This window comes from Telluria sp. B2, from assembly GCF_051789535.1.
Taxonomy (GTDB): Bacteria; Pseudomonadota; Gammaproteobacteria; order Burkholderiales; family Burkholderiaceae_D; genus Telluria.
Map to the genome: position 1 here is coordinate 4,593,626 of NZ_CP196525.1, position 20,692 is coordinate 4,614,317.

General features: G+C 66.7%; 19 protein-coding genes. 11 read left to right on the forward strand and 8 right to left on the reverse strand.

Annotated features, from left to right (window positions below; genetic code table 11):
• Positions 1–18: 18 nt before the first annotated feature.
• Positions 19–864 (reverse strand): xanthosine phosphorylase, encoded by an 846-nt coding sequence (xapA, locus tag ACSUZJ_RS20300; RefSeq protein WP_499411181.1) that lies wholly within the window; start codon positions 862–864, stop codon positions 19–21.
• A gap of 318 nt (positions 865–1,182) precedes the next feature.
• Here xapA and ACSUZJ_RS20305 point away from each other — a divergent pair, with 318 nt between their 5' ends.
• The 4 genes from ACSUZJ_RS20305 to ACSUZJ_RS20320 all read left to right on the forward strand — a co-directional run bounded on the left by ACSUZJ_RS20305 (position 1,183) and on the right by ACSUZJ_RS20320 (position 6,159).
• A complete protein-coding gene (locus ACSUZJ_RS20305; protein WP_499411183.1) occupies positions 1,183–2,283 on the forward strand; it encodes a carbohydrate kinase in 1,101 nt (366 codons plus the stop codon).
• A 9-nt stretch (positions 2,284–2,292) separates the two neighbouring features.
• A complete protein-coding gene (locus ACSUZJ_RS20310; RefSeq protein ID WP_499411185.1) occupies positions 2,293–3,207 on the forward strand; it encodes a pseudouridine-5'-phosphate glycosidase in 915 nt (304 codons plus the stop codon).
• Positions 3,208–3,220: 13 nt separating this feature from the next.
• Positions 3,221–4,123: a LysR family transcriptional regulator gene (locus ACSUZJ_RS20315; protein ID WP_499411187.1), complete on the forward strand. Its 903-nt coding sequence runs from the start codon at positions 3,221–3,223 to the stop codon at positions 4,121–4,123.
• A gap of 98 nt (positions 4,124–4,221) precedes the next feature.
• Positions 4,222–6,159, forward strand: a complete 1,938-nt coding sequence (locus ACSUZJ_RS20320; protein ID WP_499411189.1) for a bifunctional diguanylate cyclase/phosphodiesterase — start codon at positions 4,222–4,224, stop codon at positions 6,157–6,159.
• On the opposite strand, the gene pcp is transcribed toward ACSUZJ_RS20320, so the two are convergent.
• From pcp to ACSUZJ_RS20340, 4 genes are all read right to left on the reverse strand, one after another.
• Positions 6,156–6,812 (reverse strand): pyroglutamyl-peptidase I, encoded by a 657-nt coding sequence (pcp, locus tag ACSUZJ_RS20325; protein WP_499411191.1) that lies wholly within the window; start codon positions 6,810–6,812, stop codon positions 6,156–6,158. The two genes, ACSUZJ_RS20320 and pcp, sit on opposite strands and share 4 nt — an antisense overlap.
• Positions 6,813–6,814: 2 nt before the next feature.
• Positions 6,815–7,771: a DUF979 domain-containing protein gene (locus tag ACSUZJ_RS20330; protein WP_499411193.1), complete on the reverse strand. Its 957-nt coding sequence runs from the start codon at positions 7,769–7,771 to the stop codon at positions 6,815–6,817.
• Complete coding sequence (locus ACSUZJ_RS20335) at positions 7,768–8,460, reverse strand: DUF969 domain-containing protein (RefSeq protein ID WP_499411195.1); 693 nt, start codon at positions 8,458–8,460, stop codon at positions 7,768–7,770. The genes ACSUZJ_RS20330 and ACSUZJ_RS20335 overlap by 4 nt, the downstream gene beginning before the upstream one ends.
• A gap of 184 nt (positions 8,461–8,644) precedes the next feature.
• The gene (locus ACSUZJ_RS20340; protein WP_499411197.1) at positions 8,645–8,947 is read right to left on the reverse strand and encodes a YciI-like protein; all 303 of its coding nucleotides are present in this window, start codon (positions 8,945–8,947) and stop codon (positions 8,645–8,647) included.
• A 171-nt stretch (positions 8,948–9,118) separates the two neighbouring features.
• Here ACSUZJ_RS20340 and ACSUZJ_RS20345 point away from each other — a divergent pair, with 171 nt between their 5' ends.
• The 7 genes from ACSUZJ_RS20345 to ACSUZJ_RS20375 all read left to right on the forward strand — a co-directional run bounded on the left by ACSUZJ_RS20345 (position 9,119) and on the right by ACSUZJ_RS20375 (position 17,035).
• Entirely contained in the window at positions 9,119–10,291 is a 1,173-nt protein-coding gene (locus ACSUZJ_RS20345) for an NHL domain-containing protein (protein ID WP_499411199.1), read from the forward strand.
• An 84-nt stretch (positions 10,292–10,375) separates the two neighbouring features.
• Positions 10,376–10,915 carry a DUF2231 domain-containing protein gene (locus tag ACSUZJ_RS20350; RefSeq protein ID WP_499411201.1) on the forward strand — a complete coding sequence of 180 codons (540 nt, stop codon included), beginning with the start codon at positions 10,376–10,378 and terminating at the stop codon, positions 10,913–10,915.
• Positions 10,916–11,101: 186 nt separating this feature from the next.
• Positions 11,102–11,971: an alpha/beta hydrolase gene (locus ACSUZJ_RS20355; protein WP_499411203.1), complete on the forward strand. Its 870-nt coding sequence runs from the start codon at positions 11,102–11,104 to the stop codon at positions 11,969–11,971.
• Positions 11,972–12,359: 388 nt separating this feature from the next.
• The gene (locus ACSUZJ_RS20360) at positions 12,360–13,355 is read left to right on the forward strand and encodes a BMP family lipoprotein (RefSeq protein WP_499411205.1); all 996 of its coding nucleotides are present in this window, start codon (positions 12,360–12,362) and stop codon (positions 13,353–13,355) included.
• A 91-nt stretch (positions 13,356–13,446) separates the two neighbouring features.
• Complete coding sequence (locus tag ACSUZJ_RS20365) at positions 13,447–14,976, forward strand: ABC transporter ATP-binding protein (protein WP_499411207.1); 1,530 nt, start codon at positions 13,447–13,449, stop codon at positions 14,974–14,976.
• Positions 14,977–14,981: 5 nt separating this feature from the next.
• On the forward strand, positions 14,982–16,067 hold the full coding sequence (locus tag ACSUZJ_RS20370) for an ABC transporter permease (RefSeq protein ID WP_499416621.1): 1,086 nt from the start codon (positions 14,982–14,984) through the stop codon (positions 16,065–16,067).
• A gap of 2 nt (positions 16,068–16,069) precedes the next feature.
• Complete coding sequence (locus tag ACSUZJ_RS20375; RefSeq protein ID WP_499411209.1) at positions 16,070–17,035, forward strand: ABC transporter permease; 966 nt, start codon at positions 16,070–16,072, stop codon at positions 17,033–17,035.
• Between the two features lie 125 nt (positions 17,036–17,160).
• On the opposite strand, the gene ACSUZJ_RS20380 is transcribed toward ACSUZJ_RS20375, so the two are convergent.
• From ACSUZJ_RS20380 to ACSUZJ_RS20390, 3 genes are all read right to left on the reverse strand, one after another.
• Complete coding sequence (locus tag ACSUZJ_RS20380; RefSeq protein WP_499411211.1) at positions 17,161–18,543, reverse strand: hypothetical protein; 1,383 nt, start codon at positions 18,541–18,543, stop codon at positions 17,161–17,163.
• A gap of 90 nt (positions 18,544–18,633) precedes the next feature.
• Entirely contained in the window at positions 18,634–19,476 is an 843-nt protein-coding gene (locus ACSUZJ_RS20385; RefSeq protein WP_499411213.1) for a MipA/OmpV family protein, read from the reverse strand.
• 142 nt (positions 19,477–19,618) lie between these two features.
• A complete protein-coding gene (locus ACSUZJ_RS20390) occupies positions 19,619–20,671 on the reverse strand; it encodes a S1/P1 nuclease (protein ID WP_499411215.1) in 1,053 nt (350 codons plus the stop codon).
• Between the last annotated feature and the right edge of the window lie 21 nt (positions 20,672–20,692).

Consider the following 20,692-nt stretch of genomic DNA (forward strand, 5'->3'; position numbering starts at 1 on the left):
ATCGCTCGTGTTTGTTGTTTAGTTGGCGACCGAACGCGGCACCGAGGCCAGGCGCTCGACGAAGGAGTAGATCAGGGTGACCAGGTCCTTGGCGGCGACGGCCGCGTACTTCAGGGTCTGCTCGTGCGACAGCGGGAACGGGGTCAGGCCTTCGGCCAGGTTGGTGATGGCCGACACGCCGACCACCTTCAGGCCGCAGTGGCGGGCCGAGATCACTTCCGGCACCACCGACATGCCGACCACGTCGGCGCCGAGGGTCCTGAAGGCGCGGATTTCGGCGGCAGTCTCGAAGTTCGGGCCCGGGGCGGCCAGGTAGACGCCTTCGGCCAGGGTGATGTCCTTGGCGGCTGCGGTCTCCTTGACCAGGTTGCGCAGGTCGGCATCGTAGGCGTTGGCCATGCTGAAGAAGCGCGGGCCGAAGCGCTCGTCGTTCGGGCCGGCCATCGGGCTGCCCGGCAGCAGGTTGATGTGGTCGGTCAGGACGACGACGCTGCCGGCGTCCACTTCCGCGCGCAGGGAACCTGCGGCATTCGTCACGAGCAGCATCTCGCATCCGAGCAGCTTGAAGGTGCGCACGGCCGAGGTCATCACGGCGGCGCCATAGCCTTCGTAGAAGTGGCCGCGGCCCTTCATGCAGACCACCGGCACGCCGGCCAGGGTACCCAGCACCAGTTCGCCCGCGTGGCCGTGCACGGTGCTGATCGGGAAGCCCGGCAGGTCGGCATAGCTGATCGAGACGGCATCAAGCATCTGTTCGGCCAGCACGCCGAGGCCGGAACCGAGGATCATCGCGACGCGCGGCTCGAAGCCCGGCTTGCGGGCGCGGATGACGTCGGCGGCTTCGAATGGGGTATTGCTGGACATGGTATTCCTTCGTATGAAACTGAAATCGGGGGAGAGGCTGTCGTGCGGACCTGCTATGCGGGGAAGCGGCCCGGCGCCGCTGCGACGAGGGCGCGATGAAGCCAAAATTGTTCTAACTATGCATTATCCCGGATATGTATGGCAAATACCATTTTTGTTAGGCATTTATATGAGGCGAAAATAAATCCATGTAAAAGCAGGTGAGGACGACCGAAAAGTGTTGGCTTAGAGATACAATTTGATTAACACGACAATACGTATTGACTTCAGTCAAACATTTGTCTAGTATCGACCAACATTTGTTTATAAGTGCCGACCGTGACTGAACTCTCGAAGAAAGAACAGTTGTACGAGCTGATCCGCGCCAATCCCTTCATTGCGCAGCAGGACCTCGCCGCCGAACTTGGCCTCTCGCGCTCGGCCGTGGCCGGCTACATCGCCACCCTGGTGCGCGAGCGCCGCCTGCTCGGGCGCGCCTATGTATTGCCCGACAACCGCCCGATCGTCTGCGTGGGCGCGGCCAACCTCGACCGCAAGCTGCGCGCCGAGGGCACGCTCGTGATGGGCACCTCGAACCCGGCCAGCGGCATCGAGTCCTTCGGCGGCGTGGCGCGCAACATCGCCGAGAACCTGGCGCGCATGGGCGCGGCCGTCTCTCTGATCACGGCGGTCGGCAACGATTCGTCCGGACGCGCCCTGCTCGCCCACGCCGAGAGCGTCGGCATCGACGTGCGCGGCTGCCTGAAGCTCGACGACGCCGGCAGCGGCACCTACACCGCGGTGCTCGACCGCGACGGCCAGATGGTGGTGGCCCTGGCCGACATGGCCCTGTACGACCGTATCACCCCGGCTTTCCTCGACACCCGCCAGCGGCAGCGCGCCGGCGCTTCGCTGATCGTGGCCGACCTGAACCTCAGCATGGAGGCCATCGCCGCCCTGCAGCGCGATGCCGCGCGCGACAGCGTCTCGCTGATCGTGGTGGCGGTGTCGGAGCCGAAGATGAACCGCCTGCCGGACTCGCTGGCCGGCGTTCGCCTGCTGATCCTGAACGAAGGCGAACTGGCCGCACGCCTCAAGCGCCCCTTGCACGGCGACGCCGAACTGGCCGCCGCCTGCCGCGAACTGCAGGCGCAGGGCGCGGAGGATGTGGTCGTCACGCTGGGCGCGCGCGGCGTGCTGTTCACCGTGCCGGGCGGCGGCGCCGAGCGCCTCGATGCGCCGCCGGCCGAGGTGGTCGACGTCACCGGCGCCGGCGACGCCTTTGCCGCCGCGGTCGTACTATCGCTGCACAGCGGTGGCGCCGACCTGGCCTTGGCCTGCCGCCGCGGCCTGCAACTGTCGGCCATGACGGTCGAGTGCCGCCAGACCGTCTGCCCGCAACTCGCGCCTGACACTTTCGGCGCCCTGACTCAAGAATAAGGTAATACCATGCAATCCTTCCTGCTGTTCTCCCCCGAAGTCGCCGCCGCGAAGAGCGCCGGCCGTCCCGTCGTCGCCCTCGAGTCGACCATCATCTCGCATGGCATGCCCTACCCGCAGAACGTGCAGACCGCGCGCGAAGTCGAGCAGATCATCCGCGACGCCGGCGCCGTGCCGGCCACCATCGCCATCATCGACGGCAAGATCTGCGTGGGCCTGAACGACGAACAGCTCGAGCGCCTCGGCACCGCCCAGGATGCGATCAAGGTCAGCCGCCGCGACCTGGCCTACGTGCTGTCGCAGAAGCTGCTGGGCGCGACCACCGTCGCCGCGACCATGATCTGCGCCGAACTGGCCGGCATCGAAGTGTTCGTCACCGGCGGCATCGGCGGCGTGCACCGCGGCGCCGAGACCAGCTTCGACATCTCGGCCGACCTGCAGGAGCTGGCTTCCACCAACGTCGCCGTGGTCTGTGCCGGCGTGAAGTCCATCCTCGACATCGGCCTGACCCTGGAATACCTGGAAACCCACGGCGTGCCGGTGGTGAGCGTCGGCCAGCCGGGCTTCCCGGCCTTCTTCACGCGCGAATCCGGCTTCAAGGCCGACTTCCAGCTCGACTCCCCCGAAGAGCAGGCGGCGTTCATCCGCACCAAGTGGCAGCTCGGCCTGGACGGCGGCGTGGTGGTCAGCAACCCGGTCCCAAGCGAATCGGCGATGCCGAAAGAGGAAATCGACCGCATCACCGAGCAGGCATTGCAGGAGGCCGGCCAGCAGGGCGTGACCGGCAAGGCGGTCACGCCATTCCTGCTGGCGCGCATCAAGGAACTGACCGAAGGACGCAGCCTTACCACCAATATCGCACTGGTCAAGCACAACGCCCTGGTCGGCGCGCGCCTGGCCGTCGCCCTGAACGGCAAGGCCTGAACCGAGAGCAGCCATGTCGATCGACCTGAAACAGCTGAAGTACTTCCTCGCCGTGGCCGAGGAAAAGAGTTTCAGCCGCGCCGCCGAGCGCCTGCACATCTCGCAGCCGCCGCTGTCCCAGCAGATCATGAAGCTCGAATCCGAACTCGGGGTGCGCCTGTTCGCGCGCACCACGCGCAGCTTCGAGCTGACCATGGCCGGCAAGGCGCTGATGCAGGAAGCGACCGAGCTGCTGGGCCGCATGCGCATGACGATCGACACCATCCGCCAGATCGACCGCGGCGAAGTCGGCCGCCTGCGCGTGGGCATCGTCGGTTCGGCGATGTGGGGCCCGATCCCGAGCCTGCTGGAGCGTTTCCAGACCGAGTTCCCGCGCGTGACCTGGACCCTGCACGAGCTGGGACCGGACCAGCAGCTCGAAGCCCTGCGCTCGAAGCAGATCGACGTCGGTTTCTGGCGCGAGCCGCGCCTGGACGAGGAGGATCTCAGGCAATCGCACCTGCGCCAGGACCTGTGCTTCCGCGAGGACTTCTGCGTCGCCGTGCACAAGGAGCACCCGCTGGCGCGCCAGGAAGCGATCGAGCTGATCGACATCGCGAACGAGCCGATGCTGACCCTGCACCTGAACCAGTCGGCCGAGCCGCGCTACCTGATCCAGTGCTGCGTGAACGCGGGCTTCCAGCCGGCGATCTTCCAGGAGGCGGCCGAGCCCCAGACCCTGCTGGCGATGGTCGGCGCCCGGCTCGGCGTGGCCCTGATGCCGCAGACCACCAGCCGCATCGGCTGGCCGGGCGTGGCCTTCCTGCCGATCCGTACCAATGCCCCGTCGGCCAACCTCTACATCACCACCACCAGCCAGGACGACGCCCCGGTGGTGCGGGCCTTCCTGAAGATCCTCGAACGCGGCGCCGAATAGGAACCTGTCCCGGTGGGCGCTTCTGCTACAGTGGCAGGACGGGCGCCTGGCCAGCCGGTTGTCGGCGGCGGCCCGCCAGCCAACAGGAATGCCGTTTCATGCCCGCAGCACCCCTGCCGCCCAACGAAGCCCGACGCCAGGCCCTGCTCGATTCGCTCGGCCTGCTCGACACCGCGCCCGAGCCGGTGTTCGACCAGATCACCCGCCTGGCCAGCCGCCTGCTCGGCTTTCCGATCACCCTGTTCACGCTGATCGACCGCGACCGCCAGTGGTTCAAGTCGCGCGTCGGCCTGCCCATGACCGAAACGCCGCGCGCGCATTCCTTCTGCGCGCATGCCCTGCTGCAGAGCGACCCGATGGTGGTCCCCGACGCCTCGGTGGACGAGCGTTTCCACGACAATCCCCTCGTCACCGGCCCGTCCCACGTGCGCTTCTATGCCGGGGTGCCGATCCGCAGCCTGGACGGTCTCCCGCTCGGCACCCTGTGCGCGGTCGATACCTGCCCGCGCACGCTCGGCGCCGAGCAGCTCCTGATCCTGATCGAGCTGGCCGAAATCGTTGCGCGCGAAGTGCACTACCGCGAACGCCTGGCGCTGGCCGGCCACCAGGTGGTGGCCTCGAACGACGCCCTGCAGGCCACCGAGGCGCGCCTGCGCGCGATCTTCGACCTGGCCAGCGTCGGCATCGGCCTGATCGACCGCGATTTCCGCTTCCTCGGCGTCAACCCCGCGCTTAAGCGCATCATCGGCTACGGCATCGAGGAGCTGGAGCGGCTGACGGTGCGCGACCTCACCCATCCGGACGACATGCCCGCCAGCGCGGCCTGGTTCCAGCGCCTGCGCGACGGCGAGATCGAAGAGTACGCGATAGACAAGCGCTACCTGCGCAAGGACGGCGCCACGGTCTGGGTCAGCCTGCATGCGAGCCGCAAGACAGACGCCGCCGGCGAAGTGGAATACTTCATCGGCTTCATCAACGACATCAGCGCCCAGAAGGCGGCCGAACAGGAACTGAACGCCCTGCATGCGAGCCTGGAAGCGCGGGTGGACGAACGCACGCGCGAGCTGCAGGAAGCGAACGAGCGCCTGTCGGCGGCGCTGGCGCGCCAGCAGGCGGCCGAACAGGCGCTAAAGACACGCGAAGCACAGCTGAGCAGCGTGATCACGAACGCCAACGACGCCTATATCGCGCTCGACCAGGCCGGGCGCGTCACCGCCTGGAACCGCGCGGCCGAGGAGACCTTCGGCTGGAGCGCACAGGAAGCAGCCGGCGCCACGCTCGACCGCCTGATCATTCCGCCCGAGATGGCGGCGCAACACAGCGCCGGCATGGAACGCTACCTGCGCACCGGCGTGGCCCAGGTGATCGACAGGCGGCTCGAATTGCCCGCCATGCGCAAGGACGGCAGCCGCCTGATGGTCGAGATCCGCATCCGTGCGCTGGAGCTGAACGGAGAAACCCTGTTCAGCGCCTTCCTCAACGATATCTCGGAGCGCAAGCGCGCCGAGGCCCAGCGCGAATACGAGAGCCGGCACGACGCGCTCACCAACCTGCTCAACCGCCGCGCCCTGATGGAGATGCTGCCGCTGGCCCAGGCGCGCGCGGCGCGGCGCCAGTCGACGCTGGCCCTGCTCTTCCTGGATCTCGACGGTTTCAAGGCGGTCAACGACAGCTTCGGCCACGATGCCGGCGACGCGCTGCTGCGCGTGGTCGCGCAGCGCCTGCTGGCATCGGTGCGGGTGAACGACAGCGTGTTCCGGCTGGCTGGGGACGAGTTCACCCTGGTGCTCGAAGACCTGGACGGCACGGCCGCCGGCGCCCAGTGCGTGGCCGCGAAACTGCTGAAGAATATCGCGGAGCCGATCCCGGTCGGCGCGGCAAGCGCCCACGTCGGCGCCAGCATCGGCATCGCGCTCTACACCCCGGGCAGCGGTCGCAGCGCGGAGGAGCTGATCAAGGAAGCCGACAGCGCGATGTACGAAGCGAAGAAGGCCGGGCGCGGCCGGATCTGGCCAGCGCCGGCAGGCTGCATCTAGTGCGTGGCGCCGCCGGTGACGGCGGCGCCCTCGCCCGCACCTTCGCCAGCGTGCACGGCCACCTCGACCGCCACCCGCAGTCCCTCGACGATCTCGCCGAGCGCCATGGACGGCGCATCGGGGAAGGCCGCGGCCTGCTCGGGCAGGTAGGGCACGTGGATGAAGCCGCCGCGCACGGCCGTGCCGTCGATGTGGTGCATCAGGCCATAGAACACGTGGTTGCACACGAAGGTCCCGGCGGTCTGCGATACCGAGGCCTTCAGGCCGCGCTCGCGCATCGCACCGACGATGGCCTTGATCGGCAGGGTCGCGAAATAGGCTGCCGGGCCGCCGGGGACGATGGGCGCGTCGAGCGGCTGCTGGCGGTCGTTGTCGAGGATGGGCGCGTCGTCGACGTTGATCGCCACGCGCTCGACGGTGAGGTCGGCGCGCCCGCCGGCCTGGCCGACGGCGATGACCACGTCCGGCTTGATCTCGTCGATCGCGCCGGCCAGCACCCGGTTGGCGAAGCCGAACACGCAAGGCAGTTGCAGCACCTCGACCAGGAAGTCGTCGCCGCTCCAGCCCTTGAGGGCGCGCACCGCTTCCCAGGCGGGATTGATGCTCGCTCCGTTGAATGGCTCGAAGCCGGTCAGCAGGACAGTCTTTTTCATCGCTATCGATTCATCAGGAAGTAGAGAAGGACGATGTTCGCCGCCAGCAGCGGCAGCGCCGTCGGTATTTGCGCCTTGATCACCGCGTTCTTGTCGGGCAGCTCGAGCAGGGCCGCCGGCACGATATTAAAGTTCGCAGCCATCGGCGTCATTAACGTACCGCAATACGCGCTGAACATGCCGATGGCAGCCATCACCGCCGGGTCGGCCCCGTACACGTTCACCAGCACCGGCACGCCGATGCCGCCGGCGATCACCGGGAAGGCCGCAAAACCATTGCCCATGATAACCGTGAACACGGCCATGCCGATGCAGTACAGGGCCACGGCCGCCAGGCGCGAGTCGACGTCGAACCAGGACGTGCTCACCTGCGCCACCGCCTTGCCCACGCCGGCTTCCGTGAACAGCAACCCGAGCACGGCCAGCATGTGCGGCAGCGTCACCGCCCAGCTCATCGCGTCGACCAGGCGCCGCGCCTCGCGCACGCCCTGCACCGGGCTGGAACGGGTGAGCCAGCAGGCGGCCGCCACCGCCAGCAGTGCGCCGCAGCCGAGGCTGGCCAGGGTCAGGTGGGCCTTGTCGAACAGCAAATAGTCGCCGATGCGGACATCCTTCAGGACCGTGGCCCCGAGCACGGTGACGACCGGGATCACCAGCGCCGGCAGGAACAGCCTGTTGCCCAGGCGCGCGGCGCTGGCGCGGCGTTCGGCTTCGGGCAGCGTGCCGTGGCGCCCCTGGCGCACTAGGCCGCAGCCGGCCAGCAGCGCCATCGCGAGCATGACCGCGCCGGCCAGGGCGGCCGGGATATGGTCGCCGGCCAGGTACACGAAGGCGTACAGGCCCCAGAACAGCGCGCTCGTGAAGCGGCGCGGATGGTCGCGGTCAAGCAGGGTCAGGAGCGCAACCACGCCCAGCAGCAGGCCGACCAGCACATACAGGAAATCGAGCGAGAAGATCACTTGCCCTCCCCTTCGCGCAAGATGGCGGCGTCGAGGCGGCGCAAATTCCAGCTATGGATGACGAAGGCGCAGACCGCGGTCGGGATGCCCCACAGCGCCATGCGCAGCGGATCGACTTCGATGCCCTCGGCGCGCAGGATGGTCTGCATCAGCACGATGGCCCCGAAGGCGACGAAGATGTCTTCGCCGAAGAACAGGCCGACGTTGTCGGTGGCCGCCGCCATGGCGCGGATGCGGTAGCGCAGCTTGTCGGACAGCTTGCCGTTGCGCGCCTCGGCCGCGCCTTCGGCCAGCGGCGCGACCAGCGGACGCACCATCGATGGCTGGCCGCCGAGGCTGGTGAGGCCGGCGGCGGCCGAGGTCTCGCGCAGGAACAGATAGACGATCAGGAGACGCCCGGCGGTGGCCGAACGGATCTTCGCGATGCTGGCCATCGCGTGCTCCTTCAGGCCGAAGCGCTCGAGCAGGCCGACCGCCGCCAGCGGCAGCAGCAGGACCAGCGGCAGGTTGCGCGTCTTGACGAAGGCGGTGCCGAGCGACTCCAGCACCCCCAAGAAGGGCATGGCGGCAGCCGCCCCGGTCACGCCGCAGGCGGCGACCACGACCAGGACAGGGTTGGCGCGCAGCAGGAAGCCGGCGGCGATGACGGCCACGCCCAGCAGCGGCCACAGGTTGACAGCGGTTTGCAATACGGTCTCCGGCTTGGAGCGCCTGACAAAACCTCCATCGTTGTGTTGCGTCGTCTCGCCGTACGCTCGTACTGACTTCGACGACGCGCCTTGCGCTAGAGCTTTTGTCAGGCGCTCTTGTTCATCATTAGCCGGACAAGTGTAATCGAAGGCTGCTTGCGCCAGTGAAACAATAAGGGTGGGCTTACTCCGGCCGCACCGGGTTCGTCGCCAGGTCGCCGACCACCGTATTCCAGCGCCGCACGTGGAAGGCGCGCACCAGGCCGTGGGTGACGTAGGGGTCTTTTGCCGCGAACAGCTGCGGCACCTGCGGGCTGTCGCACTGGAACAGCAGCATCGCACGATCGGTCGGCTCGTCGAGGGCGCCGGCCAGCACCATCTCGCCACGCTCCTGGGCTTCCCAGGTCAGGCGCAGGTGTTCGTTGCGGAATTCGCCACGGCGTTCGAGGTAATCGGGAGCGAGATCGTAGATGAGAAGGTAATGCACGTGAACTCCTGTTGGTGCGGACGGATGGATATGCGATAGTACCTCAGGCGCAGTGGGGAGGGGCGCCCCCGGACTGCACTGGCGTGTACCCGCGCACGCTTGATCGCGCTCATGGCCGCCGTGATCCCGGCCATTAATCTCGATGCGGTCACGAAAGCCTCAGGAGATGCCATGACCCTGACTCTCTTTTCCCGCTTCCTGCGCCATCCAACGCTGCGCCTCGGCGCGCTCGCGCTCTCGGCTGCGCTGGCCGGCTGCGGCGGCGGCGTCTCGCTGGGATTCGGCTACGTCGACTATGACGACGACTATCCCGACTACCCCGACGGGCCGGGGCATGGCGGCTCTCCTTCCGACCCCGGCATTTTCCTAATCGCCGGCGGCCTGTGCCCGACCTGCGGCGGTTCGCTCGACGGTTCCGGCTCCGCCGCCCGTTTCGACGCGCCCGACGGCATCGTGCTCGGGCCCGACGGCAACCTGTATGTGGCCGAGCGTAACAGCGGCACCATCCGCAAGGTATCGCAGCAGGGCGTGGCTGTCACCGTGGCGGGCAGCGCAGGGGCGCCCGGCAGCGCCGACGGCGCCGGCGGCGCGGCGCGCTTCAACGCACCGACCCGGCTCGAAGCCGACATCGACGGCAACCTCTACGTCACCGACACCGGCAACTCGACGATCCGGCAGGTAAGCGCCAGCGGCGCCGTCACCACCCTCGCCGGGGCGGCTGGCCAGTGCGGCAGTGCCGACGGCAACGCCGGCAACGCGCGCTTCTGCAACCCGCAGGGCATCACGCTCGACCGCGATGGCAACCTCTATGTCGCCGACACCGCGAATCACACGATCCGCCGCATCGACCGCGCCAACAACGTCACCACCATTGCCGGCGTGGCCGGCGCCTGCGGCAGCGCCGACGGACGCGGGGCGCAGGCGCGCTTCTGCGAACCGCAGGACATCGAGGTCGACGACGATGGCTACCTGTACGTGGCCGACACCGCCAACTCGACCATCCGCGAAATTTCCCCCTCGGGCGAGGTGCGCACCATCGCCGGCGCCGCCGGGCAATGCGGCAGCGTCGACGGCCAGGGCGCCTCGGCACGCTTCTGCCGCCAGGCCGCGCTGACGATCGACGGCGCCGGCAACCTGTTCGTGGCCGATACCGGCAACGGCACCATCCGCCGCATCGGCACCTCGGGCGAAGTCAATACCGTGATCGGCGTGGCCGGCGCCCAGAACGTGGTGCTCGGGCCCCTGCCTGGCAGCCTGAACGCGCCGCGCGGCATCACGGTGCTGGCGGCCGGCTCGCTGGCCGCGACCTCCCAGAACATGGTCCTGAGGCTCGTTCCGCGCTAGCCGCGCCAGCCGCCCTACCGTGCGTGACGGCAGCCGCGCTTGTGTCAGACTGTCCTTCGTTCCCGACAACCCAGGAGATCCGTCATGCCCAAGTCCACGCTCGCCGGCCATCCGCTGCACCCGATGCTGATCGTCGCGCCCGCCGCCCTGATTCCCTTCGGTTTCATCCTCGACGCAATGCACCGCGCCACCGACAACGACGACTACGCCACCGCTTCCTACTACAGCCTGGCGGGCGGCCTGATCGGCGGCCTGGCGGCGGGCGTTGCCGGGGCCATGGACTACATGGCGATCGAGCGCGACACCGACGTGAAACGCACGGCGAACGTGCACGCCCTCCTGAACACCGGTGCGCTGGCGCTCACCGCCGCCAACGTCATCGCCCGCAAGGACACGCGCCACCACCGCGGCGGCTCGCTGGCCATGTCGGCCCTGGCGGCTGCGGGCGTTCTGCTGTCCGGCTGGTTCGGCGGCAAGATGGTCTATGAACAGGGCATGCGCGTGAAAGGCGTGAGCCCGGTGCAGGACGTGCCCGAGCTGAAGGCGCCGGGCGACGAGGCGATGGAACATGCGATGAGCGCGGCCGAGAAGTACATTCCGGCGAATGGTCCGGTCATGCGCTGAGGAAGCGGCCGACAACCACAGGCGCGGCGGACAGCACGGCGCCTGCCTGCTCCTTGCGCAGCGGCCTGATGCCGTTGCGCAGAACGTGTTGCACAGAACACACTTTCCCGTCCACTCAGCCATATGCTGCAATGCATTGCGATATGGCGCACAGACCAGTTTCGACCGCCGAGGTAGACTGGCACCATGAACACTTCCAAGAAAATGGCAGCAGGGATGGCGGGTTTCGCCAGCGTGTTGTGGCTGGGGCTGACCGCCGCGGTGGCGGCAAACCAGCGCCGGCTGGTGTTCAATCCCACCATCGTCCCCGAGGTCAACAGTCCACGCAGCAGCGGCCACCGCACCCGCCCCATCGTCCTGCGCGCGAAAGATGGCACCCGGCTGTGCGGCTGGCTGATGACCCCGCGCGTGCCCGGTCCGCGTCCCGCCGTCCTGTACTTCGGCGGCCGTTCCGAGGAAGTGTCCTGGGTAGTGCGCGACGCCGGCACCCTGTTTCCGAACATGACCGTGCTGGCGATGAACTACCGCGGCTACGGCAATTCCCACGGCGACCCGGCCGAAACCCACATGGTCGAAGACGGCTGCACCCTGTTCGACTGGCTCGCCGCCCTCGGCCAGGTCGACGCATGCCGCATCGCCGTGGTCGGGCGCAGCCTGGGCTCGGGCGTCGCGGTGCAGGTGGCCAAGGAGCGCGCCGCCCACTCGGTGGTCCTGATCACGCCCTACGATTCGATCCTGGCGATCGCCAAGCGCAAGTTCCGCGCCATGCCGATCGAGTACATGCTGCGTCACCGCTTCGAGTCGATCAAACACGCGCCGTCGCTCAAGGTGCCGACCTATGTGCTGCGCGCGGAGAGCGACGACATCGTGCCGCATTCGCATACCGACCAGCTCTGCCAGAAGCTGGCCAACCTGATCGCCGACGATGTCGTGCCCGGTTCTGACCACCTGAACATTCCCTACCTGGAAGCGACGCAGGCGCGCATCGCCGGCTTCCTGACCGAGCGCTTCAGCCAGCCCCTGGCGGCCCCGCAGATCATTGAAACTGTGGCGTGAAGGAAAAAAATGCCGAATCTTGTCGGCATTTATATTTCCCTCGAATAAATTGCCAAGTAAAATCGTATTTGTCATGCATCCCTAGACTGATGCATATTTGACAGGTTGAGCTGCGAGGGTTCCCGCTACCCGGCGCCACGCAGCGCATGGCCGGCCTAGGCTCTCCTTTGTTGTTGCGACGGTGCGACATTCGCACGCGCAAGAGCTGGGAGTAAAGGCCGCGATACAAATCGACACCCCATGAAACGTCCGGGGCTGACACAATCCGCACGGCATCAGACTGCGCCAGCACAAATCGTGCAACCGAGCAGCATGCCTTGCCTTTGGGCCGCCCCTCCCAACGCAGCCGTTGCGCCGGGTACAATATCGAAATTCCAGGAGCCATTTCATGAAATTCAAGCAACTCAGCATGACGATTGCAGCACTGTGCATCGCCGGCACGGCAAGCGCAGCCAATCCGAAACTGGGCATCGTCTATGATGCCGGCGGCAAGTTCGACAAGTCGTTCAACCAGTCCGCTTTCGAAGGCGCCGAGCGCTTCAAGAAAGAGACCAGCATTCCCTACATCGAAGTCCAGGCCAACAGCGATACCCAGGCCGAGCAGGTGATGCGCGGCCTCGCGCGCAAGAAGCTCGACATGATCGCCGCGATCGGCTTCTCGCAGACCCAGGCCGTGGCCAAGGTCGCCAAGGAATTCCCGAAGGTCAAATTCGTCCTGATCGACTCGATCGCGCCGGGCGCGAACGTCAACTCGATCATGTTCAAGGAACAGGAAGGCTCCTACCTGGTTGGCGTGGCCGCCGCCATGGCATCGAAGTCGAAGAAGATCGGCTTCGTCGGCGGCATGGACATCCCGCTGATCCGCGCCTTCTCCTGCGGCTACAACCAGGGCGCCAAGGCCCAGTATCCGAAGATCGAGATCATGTCGAACATGGTCGGCACCACCGCCGCGGCCTGGAACGATCCGGCCAAGGGCGGCGAGCTGGCGCGCCAGCAATTCGACCGCGGCGCCGACGTCGTGTTCGCCGTTGCCGGTGGCTCGGGCATGGGCGCGCTGCAGATGGCCAAGGAAAAAGGCAAGCTGGCCATCGGCGTCGACTCGAACCAGAACTACCTCCACCCGGGCAACATGCTGACCTCGATGGTCAAGCGCGTCGACGTCGCGATCTATGACTCTTTCATGCAGGTCAAGAACGGCACCTGGAAGGGCGGCGTCACCTATAAAGGCCTGAAGGAAGGCGGCGTCGACTGGGTGCTGGACAAGGACAACCGCAAGGTCGTCACCCCGGAAATCGAAAAGCGCGTCAATGGCGTGAAAGCCGACATCATCAACGGCAAGATCAAGGTCATCGACTACCGCGCAGCAAGCAGCTGCCCGGTCTAATCCATTTCGTTTCACAAGAGGCGCGCCGCACCGGGTTTCCGGTCCGGCGCGCTTTTGAATACAAGCATCCACATTTTCACTACTGATCGCTATGCAGCCAGCCGTAGAATTTCGCAACATAAGCAAGGCCTTCGGGCCGGTGCAAGCGAACGCTGACGTCAGCTTCACGATCGCCAAGGGTTCCATCCATGGCGTCATCGGGGAGAACGGCGCCGGCAAATCCACCCTCATGAGCATCCTGTACGGCTACTACCACGCCGACAGCGGCCAACTCCTGATCGACGGCCAGGCGCGGAGCATCCGCAACAGCCAGGAAGCCATCGATCTCGGAATCGGCATGGTGCACCAGCACTTCATGCTGGTCGAGAACATGACCGTGCTCGACAACGTGATGCTCGGCGCCGAGGGTGGCTTCAAACTGGCTGCCAATCGCAAGCAAGTCGAAAACAGGCTGCGCGAGATCTGCACCCGCTACCGCCTCGACGTCGATCCGCTGGCGACCGTCCACGACCTGTCGGTGGGCGCCCAGCAGCGCGTCGAGATCCTCAAGCAGATCTACCGCAGCGCCGAGATCCTGATCCTGGACGAGCCGACCGCCGTGCTGACCGCCCAGGAAACCGCCTCCCTGTTCGAGATCCTGCGTCTCTTCAAGGACCAGGGCAAGACCATCATCCTGATCACGCATAAACTGCAGGAGATCATGGACATCACCGACCAGGTGACGGTGCTGCGCGCCGGCCGCGTGTCGGGCGCGGTCGCTACCCGCGAAACCTCGAAGGAGCAGCTGGCCAACATGATGGTGGGCCGCCCGATCGAGGGCAACCTGCCCCGCAAACCCTTCAATCCGGGCGCGCCGGTGCTGAACGTGAAGAACCTGCAGCTCAAGGACGCGAACGGCGTCCAGCTGCTGGCCGACATCGACCTGAACGTGCGCGCGGGCGAGATCGTCGCCATTGCCGGCGTCTCGGGCAACGGCCAGAGCGAGCTGATGGAAATCCTGGCGGGCATGCGCCTGCCGACCTCCGGCCAGGTCGAACTCGAAGGCAAGGCTCTGCCCTTTGGGCGCCGCAGCAACGCCGACGGCCTGCCGGCCACCTTCCGCGAACTCGGCATCGGCCACGTGCCGGAAGACCGCCTGCGCGACGGCGTGATCAAGGATTTCTCGGTGATGCAGAACACCGTGTTCGGCTACCAGGACCGTGTGAAGAACCGCTGGGGCCTGTTCGACTTCGAGGCGATTGCCAAGCGCTGCGCCCACCTGCTGCAGGCGTTCGACGTACGCCCGAACAATCCGGACCTGCGCATCGGCCTGCTCTCGGGCGGCAACCAGCAGAAGGTCGTGATCGCGCGCGAAGTCTCGGCGGCACCAAAACTGATGCTGGTCGGCCAGCCGACCCGCGGCGTCGACATCGGCACCATCGAATCGATCCACACCCAGCTGCTGCGCCTGCGCGACGAAGGCGTGGCGATCCTGCTGGTCTCCGTCGAACTGGAAGAAGTGCGGGCGCTGGCCGACCGCATCGTCGTCATGTCGGGCGGCCGCGTCACCGGCGAACTCAATATCGACGAATTCGACACCACCCGCATCGGCCTCCTGATGGGCGGGATGCACAAGTCATGAAACAGATGAAAACCACCGAACTGCCACGCTGGGCGACAGGCTTCGCCCTGCCGCTCCTGAACCTGCTGTCGGCGCTGCTGGTCGCCGCGCTCGTCATCCACCTGCTGGGCGAAAGCCCGGTCGAGTCGATGCAGATCCTGATCAACTCCGCGATCGTCAATCCGGAAGGCCTGGCCTATACGCTGTTCTACGCCAGCACCTTCATCTTCACGGGCCTGGCGGTGTCGATCGCCATGAAGGCGGGCCTGTTCAACATCGGCGCCGAAGGCCAGATGTACTTCGGCGGCCTCGGCCTCACGCTTGTCGTGCTGGCCTTCGACGCCAGCCTCTCGCCCTGGCTCCTGATCCCGCTGGCGATGATCGGCGCCGCGCTCTTCGGCGCATTGTGGGCTTTCCTGCCAGGCTACCTGCAGGCCAGGCGCGGCAGCCACGTGGTGGTCACGACCATCATGTTCAACTTCATCGCCGCCAGCCTGATGAACTTCATCATCGTGAAGTACCTTATCCCCGAAGGCGAACAAAATCCGGCGAGCCGCGTGTTCTCGGACGCCGCCGCCCTGCCGACCCTGAACACCTGGTTCCCCTTCTTCGGCGACACGCCGCTCAACATCGGTTTCCCGATCGCGATCGTGGCGCTCGTCGTCTACGGCGTGGTGGTCTCGCGCTCGACCTGGGGCTACCAGCTGCGCGCCACCGGCCTGAACCAGCACGCCGCCCACTACGCCGGCGTGCGCATCAGCCGCATGATCATCGTCGCGATGCTGATTTCCGGCGCCCTGGCCGGCCTGGCCTCGGTCAACTCGATCATGGGCTCGACCCACTACCTGAGCCTGAACTTCCCGGCCGGCGCCGGTTTCGTCGGCATCGCCATCGCCCTGATGGGCCGCCAGCACCCGGTCGGCATCTTCCTGTCCTCGGTGCTGTTCGGCGCGCTGATCCAGGGCGGTTTCGACCTGTCGCTGGAAAAACCGAACATCCCGGTCGAGACCTTCGTCTTCATCCAGGGCCTGATCATCCTGTTCTGCGGCGCCATGGAAAACCTGTACGGCCCGGCGCTCCTGAAACTGATCAACGCAACACGCAAGGGTTAATCATGGAAGGCTTCGATATCCTCAACATCATCGTCTCGACGGTCCGCAACGCGCCGGTGCTGATGTTCGCCGCGCTGGCCGGCCTGTTCGCCGAGCGCAGCGGCGTGGTCGACATTGGCCTCGAGGGCAAGATCCTCGCCTCGGCCTTCGTCTCGGCCGCGGTCGGCTACACGACCCAGAACCCATGGTTGGGCATCGCCGCCGGCATCGCCGTCTCTGTCGCCCTGGCCATGGTCCAGGCCTTCGTCTCGATCACCCAGAAGGGCAACCAGCTGGTCGCAGGCATCGCGATCAATATCGCCATGAGCGGCCTGACCTTCGTGGTCGCCCAGTACATCTTCCAGCAGGGCGGCCGCACGCCGGACCTGGGCGCGGCGCGCCTGTCGAACGTGGTGCTGCCGGGTGCGGAAGCGGTGGCCGGCGTGCCGGTGCTGGGCTGGATCTGGAACAGCCTGATCGGCGGCCACTCGCCGCTGGTCTATCTCGCCTTCATCCTGCTGCCGATCGTGCACTGGGTCGTGTACCACAGCCGCTTCGGCTTGCGCCTGCGCGCCTGCGGCGAGAACCCGCATGCCGCCGACGCCGCCGGCGTCTCGGTCGAGAAGACGCGCTACATGGCCATGCTGGCCGCCGGCGTGCTGTGCTCGTTCTCGGGCGCCTACCTGTCCATCGTCCAGAGCGGCTTCTTCCTGCGCGACATGTCGGCCGGTGCCGGCTACCTGGCGCTGACGGCGCTGGTGTTCGGCAACTGGCGTCCGCTGCAGACCGTGCTCGGCTGCCTGATGTTCGGCTTCTTCTCGGCCGTGCAGATCCAGATCGAGGGCGTCGACCTGCCGGTCGTGGGCCGCATTCCGGGTTCGCTGATCCAGATGATCCCGTACGTCGTGACCGTGATCGTGCTGGCCGGCCTGATGGCCAAGTCGGTGGCGCCAAAGGCGATCGGCAAACCGTTCGTGAAGTCGCGCTGATCGGCGCAGCGCAATGATGAAGGGCGGCCCGCGGGCCGCCCTTTTTTTGTCCGGACAGGATGGTGGGCTCGGGACGCCCGGTGAAACCGTGGGCCAGGCCATTGGCCTGGCCCACCCCTACCCCATCACTCCCGCTTTAGTGGTACGCCGCCCGCATCCAGCTTTTGCAGCGCATGCTTCTTGCCGCTCTTCGCCTCGTGCCAGGCCGGCAGCACGCGGAAACTCAGCGCCAGGTCGTAGTCGCCGGCTACGCTGCCGGTATCCATCGGCACGTCGCCGGGACGGTTCTGGAACCAGCGCAGCCATTCGCTGGACCCCGGTGCGGGCGAATCCAGGTAGGGTGCCCCCGCCTTCGAGTCGCCTGGCACCAGCGGCATCATGAAGGAGGCCATGCCTTTCGCCGGGTTGGCGGCGTTCCACTGCGAGGCGCCGTGGCAGCTCAGGCAGGAGGAATTGCCGGCGCGCCGCAGCAGCACGCGCTGGCCGCCGCTGGCCACCGAGATGTCGTTCACGCCGTGGTCGTTCGGTCCCGACAGCCGCCCTCCCCAGCCCAGGGTTTCAAGGGCATACAGGGGCGCGTGCGGGTTGACCCAGGTTTCGAACAGGGGCGCGCCCGGGTTGGCGGCGCTGTCCACGCGCGGGTCGTTACCCCACTGTGCGCCCAGCGGCACCATCTGGTCCCACACGCCACGGCTGCCGGGACGCGTGTTGCGGTCGTAGACCAGGGTCGTGAACACCCAGCCCGTCTGCGGCGCCGACTGCGTATCCTTGACCACGATATCGACCTGCATCAGGTAAGCCTTGGCGAGCGTGGGACGGTCGAACTGGCCGGTGGTGGCGTTCGCCGTCATCATCATCGGCCAGGCCAGCGCGCCGCGCATCGCCGGCCATTCGGCGGGGCCGGCCGTCGTGAAGGCGAGTTTCACCGTGACGGAACCATCGGCATACTGGGTAGCGCCGCCGCCCAGCTGCGGGCTGTGCGGGTCGCGCCAGATCGCGCCCAGGGTCTGCGCCCCGATGCGGTTGTAATAGGTGATCACATAAGTGGTGAACGGCTTCTTCAGGCCGCTCTTCGGGAACAGCTCGGCCTCCACGCGTTCGAGTCCCACCAGCATGCCGTGGACCGCCTCGCGCTGCGCGCCCAGCCAGGGATCGTTGTACCAGCCGCGCCGGCCGGCATCCCACTCGCCCTCGTCCAGCAGCAGGGCCACCATGTCGCGCGCGATGCTGTCCTTCAGCGCCTGGGTGTAGGCGGCCGCGTTGCCGGTGCCGATCGGCCCGTTGTTGATGGCGGTGCGCCAGGGCATGTGCGGAACCGGCAAGCCGGACGGATAGTCATGGCTGAGCTTGAACAGCGGTCCGGCGTAGTCGGAGCGGGCCGGCGTGTGGCCATTGTGGTCGAGATACGGGTCGAGATACGGGCCGGGCGTGGTGGCGGCCGCCGGCAGGGCCAGCAGCACGCCGGCCACGGACAGGCAGTAGCAGAGATACAAGGTTCGAATGCGCATGTTCGTTTCCTGAACGGAAGTGAAAACAGCCCATTCTTCTCCCCGCCCATCCGTGTGAATTGCGAAGGCACAAGGTCTGGCGAAATGTCCTTAATCGCTGGCCAACGCCGCCGAGCGCTTGATCGTCCACGTCAACCCAAATCCCGCCGACACCCCGTTGTCGCGCAGGTGCAGCGGACTCTTGTCGTTCTTGCCGACGCCATAGTTCTCCGCGCGCAGGAAGGCGTAGGCGCGCAGGTCCGGGTTGATCACGCGCGCGGCGAACACCCCGGCGCGCACCAGGATCAGGCCGGCGTCGGCGCCGTAGGCCGGACGGGTGGCGGTCGCGAATTCCGGGCGCACTTCATAGAAATAGCGGTTGATCTTGCCGTCGCCGACGACGGCGGCGAGCTGGGTGTCGAACATCCACTTGCCGTCCGCGCTGCGGCGCTCGTAGACCAGGCGCGGCTCGAAGATATAACCCTGGTGGCGCACGCCGCTCCTGACTTCCATCACCGCGCGCAGGGGCAGTTCGGCGCGCAGGCCGCTGTAGCGGTCGAAGCGCGCCAGCCGCAGTTTCAGGCGCGGTCCGAATTCGGCCAGCGCGCCCAGGTCGGGCATGCCGGCGCGCGCCTCGACGTTGTCGGAACGGGCCGGCAATGAAGCGGCAAGGCCGATGTCGAATTCCGCACGGTCGCTCTTGAACAGGCGCGCGCCGATGCCGCCCTGGTCGGAGCGGAAGACCTTGCCGCGATAGATGATGAGGGGCAGCGCCAGCCCGCGCGTCTCGCGGTCGGCCGCGCCCGGATACGAGGGTGTGCTGACGACACCGCCTCCCAGGCCCAGCTCCCACAGCGGCTGGCCCGGACGCGACTCGGGAATGGCATCCTGCTGGGCGTGGGCGGCGGCTGCGGCCAGGCAGAGCCCGATGCCGGCGTAGAGACGAGGGTGCATGCGGTGTCCGGTAAAAGGCGGCGCGGTGCGCCGGAAGCGCCATTCTAGCCGTGGCCGGGCCAGGCCAGCCGCACGGCATGACAAATCGACAAAAAAAGGCCGCGAGCGTCTCCGCCGCGGCCTTCATGGGAACCGGGTCTGCTTAGCCGTAGATGGCCTTGAGCACCTCGGCCAGCTTGTAACCGCCCTTGATCAGCTGTTGCTTGGCCACTTCCGAGCTCGGCACCGGATAGTCGTTCGGCACTTCCAGCGCGAAGGTGTAATAGGTGTCGCCCTTCTTGCTGGTCTGCTGGGTGATCTTGCCTGGCACCACGTCCTTGTAGGCGAACTTCGAGACGGCGAGCGCGTCGTCCGCCCACTGGTAAGGCCAGGTCGCCGGCTCGCCGCTGTTGGCGGTGATGGCCGGCTTGGTGCCGACCGCATACTCCGCGAATTGCTGCGGCGTCTTCGTGCGCACGCGGCGGAAGGCATAGTCGACCGTGGTGCTGTCCCAGTACGAGTGGAAAGGCTTGGTCAGCGCCTTCGGCACGCCTTCCTTGACCGGCTTCGGATCGCCCGGTGGAATGACGCCGGCGGACAGCTCGCTCAGGCGCTGGTCGTCCAACAGCAGGTTGTTGCCGCCGCGCGAATCGAAGATCGCCGCTTCGTCGACTTCCGCATGCGTCTTCGGCACGACGAACTTGCCGTCCTTCGACACGAAGGCCGCGCCCACGTGCAGCGGCTGGTGGATGTCGCCGGTCATGTGGGTCAACAGGATCAGGGCCTGGCGCTTGGTGAACTTGTGCGGGTTCAGGCTTGGGTCGGTCTTGCCTTGCAGGACCGCAATGGCCTGCTTCAGGGTCTGCACGATGTCGACGTCGGTGGTGCCGACCGCGCCGTCATGGTAGTGCGACAGCTGGAAAGGCACGTCGGTGTAGTGGTATTCGCTGTGGCGCGGATTGGCATCGGTGTACTCGATCATGTCGGGCGATTGCGGGCCGCAATACGTGCCTTTCACGCAGTCCGGCCAGCTGGCGATCGATTGCAGGGATTCGCCCGGCAGCAGCAAGGCGGCAATCTGCTTTTCGGCATTCGTGCCCTTTAGCAGCTTTTCGGCGATGGCCGCGACCGCGCGGTGGCCGTCGCCGCCCCAGGCGAGTGCGTTGGAGGAAGCAAAGGCGCCGGCAAGCGCGAGGACACAGGCTAGTTTTTTCATGATAGTTCCGTCGATGGAATT

What these genes read in the sequence shown, in the direction of transcription:
- ACSUZJ_RS20370 (WP_499416621.1), top strand. Translation starts at nt 14,982, where the DNA reads ATGAAAACCACCGAACTGCCACGCTGGGCGACAGGCTTCGCCCTGCCG.
- ACSUZJ_RS20320 (WP_499411189.1), top strand. Translation starts at nt 4,222, where the DNA reads ATGCCCGCAGCACCCCTGCCGCCCAACGAAGCCCGACGCCAGGCCCTG.
- xapA (WP_499411181.1), bottom strand. Translation starts at nt 864, where the DNA reads ATGTCCAGCAATACCCCATTCGAAGCCGCCGACGTCATCCGCGCCCGC.
- ACSUZJ_RS20390 (WP_499411215.1), bottom strand. Translation starts at nt 20,671, where the DNA reads ATGAAAAAACTAGCCTGTGTCCTCGCGCTTGCCGGCGCCTTTGCTTCC.
- ACSUZJ_RS20380 (WP_499411211.1), bottom strand. Translation starts at nt 18,543, where the DNA reads ATGCGCATTCGAACCTTGTATCTCTGCTACTGCCTGTCCGTGGCCGGC.
- ACSUZJ_RS20385 (WP_499411213.1), bottom strand. Translation starts at nt 19,476, where the DNA reads ATGCACCCTCGTCTCTACGCCGGCATCGGGCTCTGCCTGGCCGCAGCC.
- ACSUZJ_RS20310 (WP_499411185.1), top strand. Translation starts at nt 2,293, where the DNA reads ATGCAATCCTTCCTGCTGTTCTCCCCCGAAGTCGCCGCCGCGAAGAGC.
- ACSUZJ_RS20355 (WP_499411203.1), top strand. Translation starts at nt 11,102, where the DNA reads ATGAACACTTCCAAGAAAATGGCAGCAGGGATGGCGGGTTTCGCCAGC.
- pcp (WP_499411191.1), bottom strand. Translation starts at nt 6,812, where the DNA reads ATGAAAAAGACTGTCCTGCTGACCGGCTTCGAGCCATTCAACGGAGCG.
- ACSUZJ_RS20345 (WP_499411199.1), top strand. Translation starts at nt 9,119, where the DNA reads ATGACCCTGACTCTCTTTTCCCGCTTCCTGCGCCATCCAACGCTGCGC.
- ACSUZJ_RS20365 (WP_499411207.1), top strand. Translation starts at nt 13,447, where the DNA reads ATGCAGCCAGCCGTAGAATTTCGCAACATAAGCAAGGCCTTCGGGCCG.
- ACSUZJ_RS20360 (WP_499411205.1), top strand. Translation starts at nt 12,360, where the DNA reads ATGAAATTCAAGCAACTCAGCATGACGATTGCAGCACTGTGCATCGCC.
- ACSUZJ_RS20350 (WP_499411201.1), top strand. Translation starts at nt 10,376, where the DNA reads ATGCCCAAGTCCACGCTCGCCGGCCATCCGCTGCACCCGATGCTGATC.
- ACSUZJ_RS20375 (WP_499411209.1), top strand. Translation starts at nt 16,070, where the DNA reads ATGGAAGGCTTCGATATCCTCAACATCATCGTCTCGACGGTCCGCAAC.
- ACSUZJ_RS20315 (WP_499411187.1), top strand. Translation starts at nt 3,221, where the DNA reads ATGTCGATCGACCTGAAACAGCTGAAGTACTTCCTCGCCGTGGCCGAG.